Origin of the sequence: Streptococcus sp. HMSC078D09 (assembly GCF_001813675.1) — a bacterium.
Taxonomy (GTDB): domain Bacteria; phylum Bacillota; class Bacilli; order Lactobacillales; family Streptococcaceae; genus Streptococcus.
Genome location: NZ_KV813678.1, coordinates 18,614 through 36,317, shown reverse-complemented (window position 1 = coordinate 36,317; position 17,704 = coordinate 18,614). Strand labels below are relative to the sequence as shown.

Sequence of the window (17,704 nt, the reverse complement as noted above, 5' to 3'; positions counted from 1 at the left end):
CATAATTCTATCATACACACAAAATGTTACAGTTTATTGTAGAATATATTACAAATGTTACAAGAATATGTGAATTTAATGTAAAAAGCGCTTTGTATAGCGCTTTTTCCTTATTTTTGAACCAATACAACTAGCTCTATCCATTTTTTAGATAAAAAACTATCAACATGAGGCACAGAATAACGAGCAATGCCAGAGTATCTTTTACTCCCCACTGCAGAGTCCGATAGCGTGTTCGTCCCTCACCGCCTTTGTACCCTCTCGCTTCCATCGCAATTGCTAATGCATCTGCGCGTTTAAAACTAGAAGCAAATAGAGGAATGAGGATCGGAATAAAGGAACGGATCCTTTTTAATAGATTTCCCTCACCAAAATCAACACCACGTGCCCTCTGCGCATTCATGATTCGATTCGTATCATCTACTAAGGTTGGAACAAAGCGCAAACTCATAGATAGCATTAACCCAATCTCATGAGCCGGAACCTTAATAATTTTCAGTGGGGTAAGGATCTTTTCAACAGCATCTGCTAAACTCAATGGTGTCGTCGTCACGGTTAAAATCGTCGAATAAAAAATGATTAAAATAAATCTACAAAATATGATAGTAGCTTGCATCAATCCTTGGTCGGTTAATTTAAAAAACCACCATTGATACAAAATAGTTCCTTGAGAGGTCGCAAATAATTGAAAAATAGTTGTAAAAGCAATGATAAAAATCATTGATTTTAAGCCTTTGACATAAAAACTAACCGAAATCCTCGTTAGATACATTAAAACAAAAATAAAACCAAAGAGAAGAACATTTGTCTGGATATTATTTGCCCAAAACAGAAGAAATATGAATAAAAACATTGAGAGCAACTTCCCACGAGGATCTAGTTGGTGGATAATGGAGTTTCCAGGAATATACCTTCCTAAAATCATATTATTCATGAAGTAACAGCTCCTTTAGTTCCTCAATTTTGATTGGTAGTCTGTCCAGAGGAAGTCCTCTTCGTTTCAATTGAAGAGCAAAATTCGTAATTTGTGGGACTCCTAATTGAAGCTTTTGTAAATACTCAACCTGTTGAAACACTTTCCTTGGGGATCCGTTTAGGACAAGTTTTCCCGCTTCCAAAGCAAATACGGTATCAGCAAAATTTGCTACATCATCCATCGTATGAGTTACCAGAACTAGGGTCATCCCATTTTTATGTAATGTTTCAAACAGCGCCATCAATTCCTTTCTTCCAGCAGGATCTAGCCCTGCTGTTGGCTCGTCCAATACTAAAATCTCTGGTTCAATAGCTAAAATACCCGCGATCGCAACCCGTCTCATTTGTCCACCAGATAGTTCAAATGGACTTTTATCATAGATAGACTCTTCTAAACCAACGATCGCTAATTTTTCTTTGGCTATTTCCTCCGCTTTGTCCTTAGGTACCCCAAAATTTTGTGGTCCAAAGGCTACATCAGCTAGAACAGTTTCCGCAAATAGCTGACTTTCTGGAAATTGAAAAACCAAACCGACTTTTTTTCTCAGGTACTTCATTTCTTTTGGCTCAGAATGATTATCTAAAACAAAATCTTCAAATTGAATCGTTCCTGTAGTCGGACGCAGTAAACCATTTAGTAATTGCAACAAAGTAGACTTGCCACTACCAGTATGCCCGATGATGGCTGTATAAGATCCATCTTTTATTTCCAAACTAATATCAGAAAGCGCCTGCCCTTCAAAAGGACTTCCCTCTTGATAAGTATAATAGACATTCTTTAAAGAGATTCCCATAGTTGGTCTAATAACTCACTTTCTGTTAGATAATCCTGTTTTAGCGGAAAATGCGAGCTGAGAGATTCTTGAACCTGCTTACTAAAAGGCTTATCTAGTCCAATCTCATTAAGGTCATTTCTTGAAAACAATTCCCGCGGCGTCATAGAAGACTCTAGTTTTCCTTTTTGAAAGACGAGTGTTCGATCACTTAAGGCAATTTCGGTTAAATCATGGGTAATGGAGATAATTGTTAATTGAAATTTTTTCTGAAGTTCTCTCATTACCGCCATTAGATCCTCTCTGCCTTCTGGATCTAACATACTAGTTGCTTCATCAAGGATAATAATAGTTGGTCTCAAGGCGATAATACCTGCTATGGCCACCCGTTGCTTTTGACCACCTGACAAACGAGATGGTTCGCGATCTTTAAATTCCAGCATACCGACTTGCTCAATAGCCTTCTCCACACGTTGAAACATTTCTTCCCGTGGAATTCCTTGATTTTCTAAACCAAAGGCAACATCATCTTCTACTGTCGCACCAACAAATTGGTTGTCAGGGTTCTGAAATACAATCCCAATTTTACTACGAATTTCCCATATAGTTTCACGAGTCAGTTGTTTTCCATCAACGTAAATCTCACCAGACTCAGCTTCCAAAAGGCCATCAATCAGGCGTACAACTGTAGATTTCCCACTACCATTGTGTCCAACAATCGAAAGCCACTCTCCTTGTTTCACGTGAAACGAAACCGTGTCAATTTGATACTCTTCTACTGTTTTATCGTATCGAAAGGATACATTTTTTAGCTCAATCATCTGTTTCATTTATTTAAATGTGTCTTTAAAGAGATAGCTACTTCCCTTAAAGTAGTCGTAACCAGAATAAATTGTGAAAATCAATGCAATATAAAGCAACACTTGCCCTGGAAGTGTCCAATGGCAAAGCAAAAAGATAATGGCAAACATTTGGCTAAAGGTTTTAATTTTCCCTGGCATGGCTGCAGCAAGAACTGTACCACCTGTCTCAACAAGTAGAAGACGCAAACCAGTAACAGCTAACTCACGACAAATGATAACGGCTGCAATCCAAGCAGGAACCATTTTTAATTCAATCATCATGATAAAAGCTGACATGACCAATAATTTATCTGCCATTGGATCCGCAAATTTACCAAAATTACTAACTACATTCCATTTTCGTGCAAGAAAGCCATCTAAATAATCTGTAATACTAGCAATTGCAAAAATAACTGCCGCTACAATATGTCCTAAGTAAGAGTGACTTAAACTTAAAATGGCAATAAAAATAGGAATCATCACAACCCGAATTAATGTCAATGCATTAGGAATATTTTCTTTTTTCATACTTCCTCCAAAAAATAAACTATCTTTACATCTATTTTACAGATGCTGTAAACTCATAAAAATATACGATATAAATCACAAAACCAAGAATGACAAAACTAACTAGTAGATAATACAGGATTGGTAACCAGCTCGCTTTCTGTCTTAATTTTCTTGAATGAAGCTCTTCGTCATCTACAAGTATCTCTTCATCAAATAACAATTCTTTTCCTTCACGAAAAGCTGTCAATAGGATGGACTCATCTAATCCCAAAGCCCATGCTAACTTTTTAAGATAGATCTGAGCGTAAAAGGGACTCGGTAATAGATCAAACTCATCGTTTTCCAACGCTTCTATATAAGGAATTTCAATGGCTGTCTTATTTGACACATCCTGTAAACTTAAGTGTAAATTCACTCTTGACAGTCTTAACACTTGACCAATCGTTCTCTTCTTCATGTTTTCCCTTCTTGATACATTGTTTACTACTTTTGAAAAATCATATAGTCAACCATATCAGCATGGTCGATGAACTGACGCCCTAATTTGATGATATCTTGTAAACTAATACCTTGTAAAATCTTTGGAAGATCATAAGAAGTGCTACCGTCTGAAAAATATTCAAACTGAGTAGCACTATACTCAAGCGAATTTAAACCTTGTAAGAAATCACCAAACATTTCGCTTTTAATCGTATCCAAATGTTCTTGATTGACATCTGGATCCTTCTCAAATTGTTTGATCGCTGATCTAAATTGATGAGATAAGGACACCGGTTCTTGAGTATCCATTGTCAAAATAACGAAATGAAATAATTCCTCAACCTCGACTTCAAGTGTCAATGAGTTGTCAATCTTCCCAGCTTCATATAAACTTTGAAACCGTTGCGAAGTCCAACCAAACATCATCGAAAACAGTAATTTCAACATCAATTTATAACGAAATTTTTCCTCTTCCTTAATGATATCATTTCCTCGAATTCCAATTGCCAACTTAGGAGTAGCAACTTCCATTCTACAAGATTGATTCAATCTTACTTCATTTTTTTCTACAGGAAAACGTTCTAACTCCACAGATGGATGAGGAGGAACCAGATCATATTCCTTTACTACTTGCAATACTTCATCAACATCAAAGTTTCCGATCACTAATAAGTGCATTTGAGAGGGATGATAGAATAGATCAAAGTTTTCACGGAGATTATCTATTGTAATGTCAGAAATAGACTCCCTAGTTCCAGCAATATCATCTGCTAACGGTGTTCCAGGATATAAATTTTCTAAAGCACCAAAAAATAATCGATAGTCTGGACTATCTTGGTACATTCCAATTTCTTGTTGAATGATTTCTCTTTCCTTAGATACAGATTTTTCTGTAAAGGAAACCTTTGAAACCATCTCCAATAACAATTGAATATTTTCAGGGACCTTTGAAGTTGTTGAGAAAAGATAACTTGTCTTTGTAAAGCTTGTAAAGGCATTACTTTCCGATCCTAAATGAACGAATTTTTTTAAATAATCTTGACCATTTTCATCTTCAAATACTTTGTGTTCTAGAAAATGAGCAATTCCTGCAGGATATTGCCTTTCATCACCATTCACTAGAATTCGTGTATCCACTGAGCCAAACTTAGTTGTGATTATTCCATAGGTTTCATAATAATCTTCTTTGGGAATTAAATGAATAGTCAACCCATTTGACAAGCGTGTAAAGTATACTTGCTCACCAACTGATTCATAATATTTTTCTTTAATTTTCAATCTTTACACTACTTTCCTTCCATAAAATAAACAGACTGTAAATTAATTGTTTTTGCCACTTCAATAATTTCTTCTCTACTAACCTTATCGATGGACTCTAACCACTCTTCTAAAGGAAGGACTTTCTTTCCTAGGATCGTTTTCAAATATTCCCTTTCAATCAAGGTATTTTGCCGATCCTGTGCTAATAAGGTCGTATTCACCAACATTTCTTTTGTCAATTGAAGCTCTGACTCTGTAAACTTGCCTCGTTTTAAATCATTCAACTGTCTCATAATCAAGGTCATTACTTTCGTACGAGATTCCTTATCAATGCCTGCAAAAACTCTCATGAAGCCTGTAAAAATATCAAAATGGCTTGAGATTGTATAAGCGAGGCCTTCTTTCTCACGAATTATTTGAAAAAGTCTCGAATGCGAGAAAGCTCCCAGCATCCCATTTAATACAACTAGAGGGATATGGAGAGATTCTCCATACTGGGTAGAAAAATGGTAACCTAATTCTAAAATAGATTGTTGGTTTTGTTTTTGCTCTAACTTTTCTCTTACAACATTTGTAAAAGGTTGTTGATAGGTGACAGACAAATTGTTATCACGTGGCTTGAATTCAAACTGGGTCACTCGATCCACAATAGCGACCTCATTAAAGTCACCTATGAAAAAGAAGTCAATGTTATCTAATTGGAGCATCTGATGAAACTGTTCAAGAGAACTTTGAGCTGTTTCTTGTCTCACTAAATCAACTTTCCCCAATCTTGACATCCCGATTGTTTCGTCTTCAAAAAATAGTTGATTCAATTGCCCATGTGCATAATAATAAGGCTCTTCAATTTCTGACTCCAAATCGGAAATTGTATTTTTCTTTTCAACGTCAAATGTATCACTGTCAAAGTGATCTTCTACTACCAAAGGTGAAAAGAAGATAGTTTCTATAATGTCCAAAACCTCATCCGTAAGAACATTTTTCTTGCTCAAAAAGTCATCGCGCACAAAGGAAATATTCAAATCAACATAATGAACACGCCCCCTCTTAGAGACTGAGGTTGACAATTCTACCCCATATAGACTCGCTAATTTTTCACGGAATAATTGTGAAGTTGGATATTTTTGATTTGCAGTTTCCATCATACAGGCTACTAAAACACGCGCAGCCACGGTATTTTCATCTAATGGTGATGAAAAACGGACCTTAATTTTATTGGTTTTAAATTTTTTTGATTGAAGAAAGTGAAGATTCACGCCCTTTACTAATTCCATTTTCATCCTCGTTCTACTCAATAGTAACTTTCATTATAACACGAAATCACACTAAAATCCTAATTCAAACTGTGAAAAAGCTCCTCAAATCACTCAACATTCTCTACCCTAGAAAAACTAAAAATATGGTATAATAACACGCAAAGAGGTGAACTATGAATTACAAATTATTTGATGACTTTATTACATTACAAGCAATCTTAAAAGAACTCGGCATTATACAGAGTGGTGGTGCAATCAAAGCCTTTCTTCAAGAAAAAGAAGTCTTTGTGAATGGTGAATTAGAACAACGGAGAGGCCGTAAACTTCGTGTCAATGATCAGATTGACATTCCTGAACTGAGCATGACTATCACCATTCTTGAACCTTCTCAAGAAGAAATAGAAGAACATCTTAAAGAGAAGGAAGAAAAGGAACGTGTTGCTAAACTTGTCAAGCAACTCAATCAACAACAAAAGAAACAACCGACAAAGACTAACAAAAAAGAAAAAGCAATTCGCTTTCCTGGTATCTCCTAATGTGGTTAAAACACTTATCCATTCAACATTTTCGTAATTATCAAGAACTAGAAGTCGAGTTTCATCCTGGATTAAATATTTTCCTAGGTCAAAATGCTCAAGGAAAGACCAATATTCTCGAATCAATTTATTTTCTAGCTTTAACCAGAAGTCATCGAACACGAAATGATAGAGATCTCATCTATTTTGAATCCACCGATTTTAAAGTTTCTGGTCAATTGCAAAGAGAAACTGGTCCCCTTCCATTAGAAATTTCCTTGACACCAAAAGGTCGGATAACTAAGGTAAATCATTTGAAACAAGCCAAATTATCAAACTATATTGGCCATATGAATGTTGTCCTTTTCGCACCCGAAGATTTGCAACTGATCAAAGGATCACCTGCAGGGCGCCGAAAGTTTATTGACATTGAATTAGGTCAGATGAAACCTCTCTATTTATCCGACTTATCTCAATACAACCATGTACTGAAACAAAGAAATAGTTATCTAAAAAATTCGGAAAAAATTGATGCTACATTTTTGGAGGTCTTAGATTCACAACTAGCTAGTTTTGGAAGTCGCGTCATCCATCATCGGCTTGAGTTTATTAAGAAATTAGAAGCCAAAGCAAAAGAAAAACACACTCGACTTTCTGACAACAAAGAAGACCTATCGATTCAATATCAGTCAACTGTTTTTTCTGAAGAAGGAAATGATATAGAAGAGCAGTTTCTCTCTATGTTGGAAAAAAACCGTCAGAAGGATATTTTTAGGAAAACAACAAGTATTGGGCCTCACAGGGATGATTTGGCATTTTTTATCAATAATATGAATGCTACCTTTGGTAGTCAAGGCCAGCATCGAAGTGTTGTTCTCTCTCTAAAATTAGCAGAAATCGAATTGATGGAAGAAATCACAAGAGAAAAGCCTATTTTATTACTTGACGATGTCATGAGCGAACTTGACAATTATCGTCAACTTCAACTACTTGAAACCATCTCTAATAATATTCAAACATTTATTACAACGACCACTCTCGATCATTTAAAAGAACTGCCTGAAGAGTTGAAAATTTTCACTGTTCAAGCTGGTCATATCAAAACAGCATCTTGACAATACTGTCAAGATGCTGTTATTTTTATTTACAAATGTGTAAATTTATTGTGCCGAGTAGTTAGGAGCCTCGTTTGTAATTTGCACATCATGAGGATGGCTTTCTTTCAATCCGGCGCCACTCATTTCGACAAATTGTGCATGATCATGTAAATCTTGAATGGTTGCTGCACCAACATAACCCATACCTGAACGAATACCACCGATCATTTGGAAGACCATATCTGCTACAGAACCTTTATAAGCAACGCGTCCTTCAATTCCTTCAGGGACTAATTTATTGGCTTCATTGACAGATCCTTGGAAGTAACGGTCGCTAGAACCTTTCTTCATTGCTGCAATAGATCCCATACCACGGTATGTTTTAAACTTACGACCTTGGAAGATTTCTGTTTCACCTGGTGCTTCATCTGTACCTGCAAGCATTGAACCAAGCATTACTGCATTTCCACCAGCTGCGAGTGCTTTGACAATATCTCCTGAATACTTGATACCACCATCAGCAATGATCGTTTTTCCATATTCACGAGCTACAGCTGCTGCATCATAAATGGCAGTCACTTGAGGAACACCAACCCCTGCAACAACACGAGTTGTACAGATTGATCCTGGACCAATTCCGACCTTAACTACGTCTACCCCTGCATCAAATAATGCACGAGCACCTTCAGCAGTTGCAATATTTCCTGCAATCAAGGTACGATCTGGGAAGTGAGCACGAATTTCTGCAATCTTACGAAGAACACCCGCAGAATGTCCATGAGCAGTATCAATGACAATTGCGTCTGCACCAGCTTCAAAAAGAGCTTCTGCACGTTCAAAAGTATCTGAAGTAACCCCTACGGCCCCAGCCACAAGCAAACGACCAAATTCATCCTTAGCCGCATTTGGAAACTCAATAACTTTTTCAATATCTTTGATTGTAATCAAGCCAGAAAGACGACCATTTTCATCTACCAATGGTAATTTTTCAATACGGTGCTCTTGTAGAATGCGTTCAGCTGTTCCCAAATCAGTCCCAACTGGTGCAGTCACCAAATTTTCACTCGTCATATGATTTGAAATGGGTTGATTGTAATCAGAAATAAAACGCAAATCCCGGTTTGTAAGGATACCAACTAATTTACGATTTTCAAGTGTTTCAACAACAGGAACACCACTAATTCGATATCGTCCCATCAACTCATCTGCTTCTGCAATTGTATGAGACGGAGTCAAATAGAATGGATCAATGATAACCCCATTTTCAGAGCGTTTTACTTTGCGTACTTCATCTGCCTGTTGCTCAATTGACATGTTTTTATGGATAACACCAAGTCCACCAGCACGTGCCATGGCAATTGCCATTTGACTTTCAGTCACCGTATCCATAGCAGCAGTAATGATTGGGATATTCAAGCGTAAATTACTTGCTAATTGTGTACTTAAATCTGCATCATTAGGCAATACGTGACTTTCTGCTGGAATCAAAAGCACGTCATCGAATGTAAACCCTTTTTTCAAAAACTTTGTGTCCCAATTAGACATTAGCTGGATCCTCTTTTCTTTTTATTTGAGCAAGGCTCGAATTTTTATTGTTAATATCATACCATTCTATGGCAATTTGTCAATCATTTATTGGTAAATTATCAATGAGCAGTAAAGAAATGTTCGCTATTAATGAAGTCGTTTTATTTTTTAAAATAGGTAATTCCCATCGCAGATTTTACTTCATCCAGTGTTTGAGCTGCTACATTTCGAGCGCGCTCACTTCCTTTTTCAAGAATAGAGTAGACTTCGCCCATATCCTTTGCAAACTCAAGACGTCTTTCACGAATCGGTCTTAATTCACGATCTAAAATTTCTAAAAGATATCGTTTGGTCTTTACATCACCAAGTCCACCACGTTGATAATGTTCTTTCATTTCTGCAATTTCAGCTGCATCTTCTGGACGGCCAAATACATCCAGGTAATGAAAGACCATATTACCTTCAATTTTTCCTGGATCCTCTACTTTAATATGATCAGGATCAGTATACATACTCATCACTTTTTTCTTTAAAGTATCTGCATCATCAGCTAGGTAAATGCCATTATTCAACGATTTAGACATTTTAGCATTTCCATCTAAACCAGGTAAGCGCCCTGCTGCTTCATTTTCAGGATAAATTCCTTCCGGTTCCACCAAAGTATCTGTATTATAAGCATGATTAAAGGAACGAACAATCTCACGAGTTTGCTCAATCATTGGCTTTTGATCATTTCCTACTGGAACAAAATTCGCTTTAAATGCTGTGATATCGGCTGCTTGTGAAATGGGGTATACCAAAAATCCTGTTGGAATACTCTCACCAAAACCTTTTTGAGAAATCTCGGTTTTTACAGTTGGGTTTCTTTCAAGTCGCGCCAAAGATACAAGATTCATGTAATACATGGTCAATTCCGCTAATTCAGGAATCTGACTTTGAATGAAAATCGTAACTTTTTCAGGATCTAGTCCAGCTGCCAGATAATCCAAAGCAACATTACCAATAGATTCTACAATCGTTTTTGGATCTTTTGCATGGTCTGTCAAAGCTTGCTGGTCTGCTAGGAAAACAAACATATTATACTCGTCTTTATTTTGCAACAAGACGCGATTTTTTAAAGAACCAACATAGTGGCCGATATGGAGTTTTCCTGTCGGTCTATCTCCTGTCAGAATGATGGGTTTTGTCATACTCTTCTCCTTAATCGTTATCCCTATCATTATAGCACTTTCTAGTTGAAAATGTTAGTCTATCCTCTATGTTTGTAAGGAATTAACACTTTACTAAACTGTCAATTTCGTTTACATCATTGTAAAAACAAATTGACAGTAAAAAAGTTGAATTTTCCCCTATTTTCTAGTAAAATGAAGACATTATAGAAAGAGGAGAAAATCATTGCTTACAGTATCAGACGTCTCACTACGTTTTAGTGATCGAAAATTGTTTGACGATGTCAATATCAACTTTACAGAAGGAAATACATACGGTCTCATCGGTGCCAACGGTGCTGGAAAGTCAACCTTTTTAAAAATTTTAGCTGGAGATATTGAACCAACAACTGGTCATATTTCTCTTGGCCCTGATGAACGTTTGTCTGTTTTGCGTCAAAATCACTTTGACTACGAAGACGAGCGGGTCATCGATGTTGTCATTATGGGAAATGAAAAGCTCTACAACATTATGAAAGAAAAAGATGCTATCTACATGAAAGAAGATTTCTCTGATGAAGACGGCGTCCGTGCAGCTGAACTTGAAGGTGAATTTGCCGAACTCGGTGGATGGGAAGCAGAGAGTGAAGCATCTCAATTACTTCAAAATCTAAATATTTCAGAAGACCTTCATTATCAAACTATGAGCGAGTTATCCAATGGGGATAAAGTGAAAGTTCTCTTAGCTAAAGCCCTTTTTGGTAAACCAGATGTCCTTCTTTTGGACGAACCGACCAATGGATTGGATATTCAATCCATTACCTGGTTAGAAGATTTTCTGATTGATTTTGAAAATACGGTTATCGTTGTATCCCACGACCGCCACTTTTTGAACAAAGTCTGCACCCATATGGCGGATCTTGACTTTGGAAAAATTAAACTTTACGTCGGAAACTATGATTTCTGGAAAGAATCTTCTGAACTTGCAGCAAAATTACAAGCAGATAGAAATGCAAAAGCTGAAGAAAAAATTAAACAATTACAAGAGTTTGTCGCACGTTTCTCAGCCAACGCTTCAAAATCAAAACAAGCAACTTCGCGTAAAAAAATGCTTGACAAGATTGAACTTGAAGAAATTGTTCCATCTAGTCGGAAGTACCCATTTATCAACTTTAAGGCAGAACGAGAAATTGGTAACGATCTCTTGACAGTTGAAAATCTTTCTGTCAAGATTGATGGAGAAACCATCCTTGACAATATCAGCTTTATCTTACGTCCTGGTGACAAAACCGCGCTTATCGGACAGAACGATATTCAAACAACCGCTTTAATCCGTGCATTGATGGATGATATTGAATATGAAGGAACTGTCAAGTGGGGAGTTACAACTAGTCGATCATATCTACCAAAAGACAACAGTCGTGATTTTGCAGGTGGTGAAAGTATTCTTGATTGGCTTCGTCAATTTGCAAGTAAAGAAGAAGATGACAATACTTTCCTTCGTGGTTTCTTAGGACGTATGCTCTTTTCGGGTGACGAAGTTAACAAGTCTGTCAACGTCTTGTCAGGGGGAGAAAAAGTTCGTGTCATGTTGTCTAAATTGATGCTCCTCAAGTCAAATGTTCTTGTACTGGATGATCCAACCAATCACTTGGATTTGGAGTCTATCTCAAGTTTGAATGATGGATTGAAGAATTTTAAAGAATCGATTATCTTTGCCAGCCATGACCACGAATTCATTCAAACACTCGCCAACCATATTATCGTTCTTTCAAAAAACGGCGTAATCGATCGTATTGATGAAACCTATGATGAGTTTCTTGAAAATGAAGAAGTTCAAGCAAAAGTGAAAGAACTTTGGAGTCAATCATAAAAATAAAGAGCCCTGAAATCATTATTTCAGGCTCTTTCAGTAGAAATATATGAATAAAACAAAGCTAAAAACATCCCTTTTTATAGTATCTTCTTTCCTGATTCCAGCTATCATAATGTTCTTTATTTACTTCTCACAAGGAATCTACTGGAACAGTGATACATCCCCCTTATTAGGAGATGGTTATCATCAGTATGTCATTTTTGATGCCACACTTCGAAATATTTTACACGGGACAGATAGCCTATTTTACAGTTTTCAAAGTGGATTAGGCATTAATTTCTATGCACTCAGTAGCTATTATCTAGGAAGTTTCTTTTCTCCTCTTGTCTTCTTCTTTAATGCACAATCCATGCCGAATGCTGTTTACCTCATCACTCTTCTTAAATTTGGAGCTATTGGGTTAAGCACTTATATTAGTTTACATGGAATGTTTTCTAAAATTCCTAGATCCCTGGTTCTTACCCTTTCAACCTCATTTGCTCTTATGAGCTTTGCTATCAGCCAAATTGAAATCAAAACTTGGCTTGATGTTTTTATCCTAGCACCATTAATTCTTTATGGATTCAAAAAACTCATTTACAATGAGGGAGAGATTCTCTACTTTATCAGCTTAACCAGCTTGTTTATCCAAAATTATTATTTTGGGTTTATGATGTCTATTTTTCTTATTTTATGGTACTTGACACAACTGTCATGGGACATCAAAGGAATTGGAAAACGCTTCTTTCATTTTGTGATTGTATCTCTTTTATCAGTTATAACAAGCCTTGTGATGTTATATCCAACCTTCTTAGATTTACGCACTCATGGAGAAAGTTTTTCAAAGGTTGACAGTATCTTTACAGAAAAAAGTTGGTATCTTGACGTATTTGCAAAAAATTTCATTGGAAGTTTTGACACTACTAAATATGGATCAATTCCAATGATCTACGTGGGATTATTTCCACTTCTTTTAGCGATTACCTTTTTCTTTGTAAAGTCGATCAAGTTTCACGTGAAACTTTCTTACTTTATACTCTTGACCATTCTTATTTTGAGTTTTCGTTTTCAATTATTAGATCTCCTTTGGCAAGGTATGCACGCGCCAAATATGTTTCTTCATCGATACTCTTGGATCTTTTCTTTGACGATTATTCTGATGGCAGGAGAAGTACTAAATCGAATAGAGGAGATCACTTGGATTCGTTTTAGTCTTGCTAATTTCCTCCTTATTCTAGGATTTGGAGCAACTGTCCTTTACAGCAGTCACTATAAATTTTTAGATGCAGTCAATTTCATTGTTACTTTTGAGTTTTTAATTGCTTTCTATTTGGTCTGTTTAGGATTTATCCTAAAAAAGATACCGCCTAGACTTTTCTATCTTTCGATCCTGTTTTTCTCCATCTTTGAATTATCGGTGAATAGTTATTATCAAATAGAAGGAATTGCGAATGAATGGGTCTTTGCTTCTCGGTCATCCTACGAACGAGACTTAAAAGCCATCCAATCCTTAGTAAGAGAGAAGACAGACTCTAATTATCGGACTGAGATTCTACAGCCACAAACGGGCAATGATAGCATGAAGTATGGTTATAATGGAATTTCTCAATTTTCATCTGTACGAAATACGGATGCTAGCTCGACATTGGACAAACTTGGATTTAAATCTGAAGGAACCAACCTCAATCTTCGATACCAAAACAATTCTATTTTAATGGATAGTCTATTTGGTGTTCGCTATAATTTAAGCCAACAACCTGTTCAAAAATTTGGATTTAAAGAGATTGCAACCAAAAATGGAGTCTCACTTTCAGAAAACGAATATGCCTTACCAATCGCCTTTCTGTCAGCAAAACCTTATAAAAATACTTCCTTTACGAATTTGACACTGGATAATCAGACACGATTCATCCATCAAATCACAGATGAAAAATATAAATTTTATAAGAAATTAAATATTCTCTCGCCTACTTCACAAAATACTACATCTTCGTTGCAAACTGCAAAAATTGAAGAAGATAGTCATCTATCCTACGCAAGTATTCAATATGAAGTAACGGTTCCTGCCCATAGCCAACTATATGTCAATGTTCCAAATTTACAATTTTCAAACGATGATCGGAAAGATATTGAAATCAGCTACAATGGACAGACCCAACGCTATACCATTGATAATGCCTTTCCATTCTTTTCGATTGGCCATTTTGACACAGAAGAAACAGTTACTATTCGTTTGAGTTTTCCAGAAAATTCGACAGTCTCCTTTGATACACCAGAATTTTTTGCTCTGGATCTTGACCAATACACACAAGCTATCGCTAGTATTCGTCAGCAAGAAGTTGCTATTCACAAAAAGAAAAACAAATTGGTAGCAGCCTATAACGCAAATAGAGACACTACCCTTATTTTTACACTCCCTTATGATAAAGGCTGGTCAGCTAAACAAAATGGAAAGCCTATCCAAATTCATCGCATCCAGAAAGGATTGATGGGAGTTCGTGTTTCAAAAGGATCCGGAACAGTCACCTTAACATTTGTTCCCCAAGGCTTCATTGAAGGACTCATTGCCTTTTTCGTTGGAATCATTCTCTTCTTCCTCTACGAATGGAGACAAATAAAAAGACGAAAAAGTTAAGGAATCTAACCATCGTTCACTTATAAATAAAAGGCTAGGATAGTCATTATCCTAGCCTTTTTCAAAACAAAAAAAACACCCAAATGGGTGCTATACTAGCTCCGCCAGTAGGACTCGAACCTACGACATCATGATTAACAGTCATGCGCTACTACCAACTGAGCTATGGCGGAATGAGATATAGTCCGTACGGGATTCGAACCCGTGTTACCGCCGTGAAAAGGCGGTGTCTTAACCCCTTGACCAACGGACCATATATTCATTAACAGAACATATCCCATTATATCAAAATTTAACTAATTGTCAAGCACTAAATTCTAAATTTTGCTCTTCAATTAATTTTTTGGCACGTTTGATATTGCTTCTTGAGATTGGACAAGAATACCCTTCTTTCAACAGCAGCTGTTTCTTTTTCTTATCCATTCCAATGATCATACTTCTATTCACGATAAAAGATTGATGGGGACTGAAATATCTCTCCTCCACATCTTTCTCCAAGACATCTGATAAACTTCCCGCAATTTCTTTTTGAAAATTTTTCCCAACTAAGTTTAATTTATAAGCCGAACCAACAGTTTCAATATAAAGAATATCCTTAAATGGAATTTTTATCTTTTTATCCTTAAAGTCATACTCAAAATAATCTGTCAAATCATCATTTCCAATTTGAATAGTTGTTAGGTACTCAATACACTCCTTGATTTTTAATCTAAATAAATCTTCATTCAAATTTTTATCAATAAAATCTAAGGCAGATACTTTATAACGATAGGTAATCGAAGCGAATTCTGATTTTGTAGTAATAAAAACAATAATGGCATAAGGATTTGCTTCTCGTATTTTTTGAGCAATTTCCAGCCCACAATACTCATTGTCTTGGATATGAATATCTAGAAAATATAATTGGTGGATATCCGAATGTTGGATATAATTTTCAAATTCCGAAATTTTACCGGTAGAAATCACTTCAAGTTTAATTTCTAATTCCTTAGCAATTTCTGCAATATGTTTTTCTACCCGTATCTGTTGAGAGAGCTCATCTTCTAATAAAAAAATCTTCATTCTTGTTCGTATCCTCCAATCTTCAAAACTTGTAAAAAACGATTTCCTTGCAATTCCGTTTCTAAAAACATCGTTCCATAATTTGCTAAGATTTTTCTCACATTATTTAATCCTAGTCCTCTATTTTCCCCTTTTGTCGAATAGCCTTCTTCATATATTTTTCTAATATCAAAAGTGATTTCATTTGTTGTATTATGAATCACTAAGTAAACAATTTTTGAAATAGAGAAAATAGCAATATGAACTTTCTTTTCTTCTGCTTCTTTTGAAGCTTCCAAAGCGTTTGTCACTAGAATCCCAACGATTCTCACGATATCCAATAAATCAACTGGTAGTTGCTCGATTGGTTCACTCGTTTCAAAGGTCATTTCTACCCCAGCATCTCTTGCATCCAACCAACCTCGAATCAAAATACTTCGTAAAGCAGAATCTTTGATATTGACCAAGTTGAATCCTGATAATGCTTCTGTATTGATCTCTTTATAACCTTTTTCCAATACTTCTCTATGGATTCTCTGTATTTCTGGAATATTTTCTTCCTCAATAGCTAATGACATAGAAATAACTAAATTTCCCAAATCATGACGAAATCCCCTAACAATAGAATAGAGACTTTGAATTTCAGCCATATACCGACTCATTTGTTGCTCAGAAAATTCTTTATACTCCAGTTCTAAATTTTTACGATACTGATCTCGCTCGATTTTCATATGGAATAAGCTGACTACAAAAGAGAAAAAACAAATCGTTGCCAACATACTCCCAAAATTTTTAAATTGCGCTTGTTCACTAATCCATAAAGCAAAATTAATCACTACAAATATAGCAAAATAGACACAGATGAGTTTCTTTAAATATTTTTCAAATTCTTGCTCATAAAAAGGAGTGAAATCAAATTCAAATAAGTCAATTAACTTCAAAATGATTCCTAAAGAAAACAAACGAATACACATATTGTAGACAATCGAGTAAGCTGCTACAACAGCATCTCCCAACACTGAAGAGACAATTATCGTCAGAAAAGTTGCTGTTCCTTCAACCGCTAAATAAGTAAAAAAAGAATAAAAAATGGCGCACAAGCGATTCGTCCGATTGGCATAATGATAATAAGGATATAAATAAACCGGCCATAAGAGCATATTTAAATCAGAGAGTCGAATATTTGAAAATAAAGTCACATCTAAAAATACTAAGAGACTTTCAAAAAGAAGAACAAAGGTGCTCAGCAGAAAGATAAATGCAAATTGATGTTCCTGATAGATTTTTTCGTCCACTAACGCAAACGTCAGAACAATGATCCCTCCCAAGAGAAAAGACAAGATTAATGACTGAATCACACAAACTCTCCCACTTTGTTTTTTCTATTTTATTATACTCTAGTATTATTATAAAAAAATAAAATTTTATATACAAAAAATTATAATATAAAATAGCCTAAAATTAAAGGGAATAGGTAAAATTGTAATGTTTTTAATGTTTTTGTTACATGAATGAAAACTATTTTACACAATTTATATAATCTACATTTTGCACTATATAGGGATTGTTAGTTCTTTTTTAAAAATATTCCTAATAAATCATTTCATTACTATTTGTCTATAGTGAAGTATACAAAAATTAATAGATAATGAAAATTTATACATTCTTACATAAAAAAATGCAGCAAAAGCTGCATCTCTCATTTGATCCCAGCAGGATTCGAACCTGCGACCGTTCGCTTAGAAGGCGAATGCTCTATCCAGCTGAGCTATGAGACCGAACTTACTTCA

At 35.7% G+C, this 17,704-nt stretch carries 15 protein-coding genes and 3 tRNA genes; 4 read left to right on the top strand and 14 right to left on the bottom strand.

The features are described from left to right. Window positions 1–136 precede the first annotated feature (136 nt). From HMPREF2926_RS09660 to yfmF, 7 genes are read right to left on the bottom strand one after another with little or no spacing between them, the layout of a single operon-like run. Window positions 137–934, bottom strand: coding sequence for an energy-coupling factor transporter transmembrane component T family protein (locus HMPREF2926_RS09660; protein ID WP_070587644.1), 798 nt, complete (start codon window positions 932–934; stop codon window positions 137–139). Then, complete coding sequence (locus HMPREF2926_RS09655; RefSeq protein WP_070587641.1) at window positions 927–1,769, bottom strand: energy-coupling factor transporter ATPase; 843 nt, start codon at window positions 1,767–1,769, stop codon at window positions 927–929. Before HMPREF2926_RS09655 ends, HMPREF2926_RS09660 begins: the two co-directional genes overlap by 8 nt. Beyond that, window positions 1,754–2,578 (bottom strand): energy-coupling factor ABC transporter ATP-binding protein, encoded by an 825-nt coding sequence (locus tag HMPREF2926_RS09650; RefSeq protein ID WP_070587638.1) that lies wholly within the window; start codon window positions 2,576–2,578, stop codon window positions 1,754–1,756. Before HMPREF2926_RS09650 ends, HMPREF2926_RS09655 begins: the two co-directional genes overlap by 16 nt. Beyond that, window positions 2,579–3,118, bottom strand: coding sequence for a CDP-diacylglycerol--glycerol-3-phosphate 3-phosphatidyltransferase (pgsA, locus tag HMPREF2926_RS09645; protein ID WP_003009208.1), 540 nt, complete (start codon window positions 3,116–3,118; stop codon window positions 2,579–2,581). 31 nt (window positions 3,119–3,149) lie between these two features. Next, complete coding sequence (locus HMPREF2926_RS09640) at window positions 3,150–3,557, bottom strand: helix-turn-helix domain-containing protein (RefSeq protein ID WP_023919990.1); 408 nt, start codon at window positions 3,555–3,557, stop codon at window positions 3,150–3,152. A 26-nt stretch (window positions 3,558–3,583) separates the two neighbouring features. Then, window positions 3,584–4,858 carry an EF-P 5-aminopentanol modification-associated protein YfmH gene (gene yfmH / locus HMPREF2926_RS09635; protein WP_070587635.1) on the bottom strand — a complete coding sequence of 425 codons (1,275 nt, stop codon included), beginning with the start codon at window positions 4,856–4,858 and terminating at the stop codon, window positions 3,584–3,586. 8 nt (window positions 4,859–4,866) lie between these two features. Next, on the bottom strand, window positions 4,867–6,114 hold the full coding sequence (gene yfmF, locus HMPREF2926_RS09630) for an EF-P 5-aminopentanol modification-associated protein YfmF (protein ID WP_070587855.1): 1,248 nt from the start codon (window positions 6,112–6,114) through the stop codon (window positions 4,867–4,869). 155 nt (window positions 6,115–6,269) lie between these two features. Here yfmF and yaaA point away from each other — a divergent pair, with 155 nt between their 5' ends. Both yaaA and recF read left to right on the top strand, forming a co-directional pair. Next, the gene (gene yaaA / locus HMPREF2926_RS09625; protein ID WP_024054765.1) at window positions 6,270–6,632 is read left to right on the top strand and encodes a S4 domain-containing protein YaaA; all 363 of its coding nucleotides are present in this window, start codon (window positions 6,270–6,272) and stop codon (window positions 6,630–6,632) included. Beyond that, on the top strand, window positions 6,632–7,726 hold the full coding sequence (gene recF, locus HMPREF2926_RS09620; protein WP_049495794.1) for a DNA replication/repair protein RecF: 1,095 nt from the start codon (window positions 6,632–6,634) through the stop codon (window positions 7,724–7,726). The genes yaaA and recF overlap by 1 nt, the downstream gene beginning before the upstream one ends. Window positions 7,727–7,771: 45 nt before the next feature. On the opposite strand, the gene guaB is transcribed toward recF, so the two are convergent. Both guaB and trpS read right to left on the bottom strand, forming a co-directional pair. Next, window positions 7,772–9,253, bottom strand: coding sequence for an IMP dehydrogenase (gene guaB / locus HMPREF2926_RS09615; protein WP_070587632.1), 1,482 nt, complete (start codon window positions 9,251–9,253; stop codon window positions 7,772–7,774). Window positions 9,254–9,396: 143 nt separating this feature from the next. Continuing rightward, entirely contained in the window at window positions 9,397–10,425 is a 1,029-nt protein-coding gene (gene trpS, locus HMPREF2926_RS09610) for a tryptophan--tRNA ligase (protein WP_003002236.1), read from the bottom strand. A 205-nt stretch (window positions 10,426–10,630) separates the two neighbouring features. Between trpS and HMPREF2926_RS09605 the strand changes: the two genes are divergently transcribed. Both HMPREF2926_RS09605 and HMPREF2926_RS09600 read left to right on the top strand, forming a co-directional pair. Then, entirely contained in the window at window positions 10,631–12,256 is a 1,626-nt protein-coding gene (locus tag HMPREF2926_RS09605) for an ABC-F family ATP-binding cassette domain-containing protein (RefSeq protein ID WP_070587629.1), read from the top strand. 49 nt (window positions 12,257–12,305) lie between these two features. After that, entirely contained in the window at window positions 12,306–14,873 is a 2,568-nt protein-coding gene (locus HMPREF2926_RS09600) for a YfhO family protein (RefSeq protein WP_070587627.1), read from the top strand. 99 nt (window positions 14,874–14,972) lie between these two features. Here the strand turns inward: HMPREF2926_RS09600 and HMPREF2926_RS09595 are convergent. From HMPREF2926_RS09595 to HMPREF2926_RS09575, 5 genes are all read right to left on the bottom strand, one after another. After that, window positions 14,973–15,046 (bottom strand) — tRNA-Asn (locus tag HMPREF2926_RS09595). 8 nt (window positions 15,047–15,054) lie between these two features. Then, window positions 15,055–15,126: transfer RNA gene (locus HMPREF2926_RS09590), tRNA-Glu, on the bottom strand. A gap of 50 nt (window positions 15,127–15,176) precedes the next feature. After that, the gene (locus HMPREF2926_RS09585) at window positions 15,177–15,935 is read right to left on the bottom strand and encodes a response regulator transcription factor (protein WP_003009229.1); all 759 of its coding nucleotides are present in this window, start codon (window positions 15,933–15,935) and stop codon (window positions 15,177–15,179) included. Beyond that, complete coding sequence (locus tag HMPREF2926_RS09580; RefSeq protein WP_070587625.1) at window positions 15,932–17,272, bottom strand: sensor histidine kinase; 1,341 nt, start codon at window positions 17,270–17,272, stop codon at window positions 15,932–15,934. Before HMPREF2926_RS09580 ends, HMPREF2926_RS09585 begins: the two co-directional genes overlap by 4 nt. 346 nt (window positions 17,273–17,618) lie before the next feature. Beyond that, a tRNA-Arg gene (locus HMPREF2926_RS09575) sits at window positions 17,619–17,692 on the bottom strand. Between the last annotated feature and the right edge of the window lie 12 nt (window positions 17,693–17,704).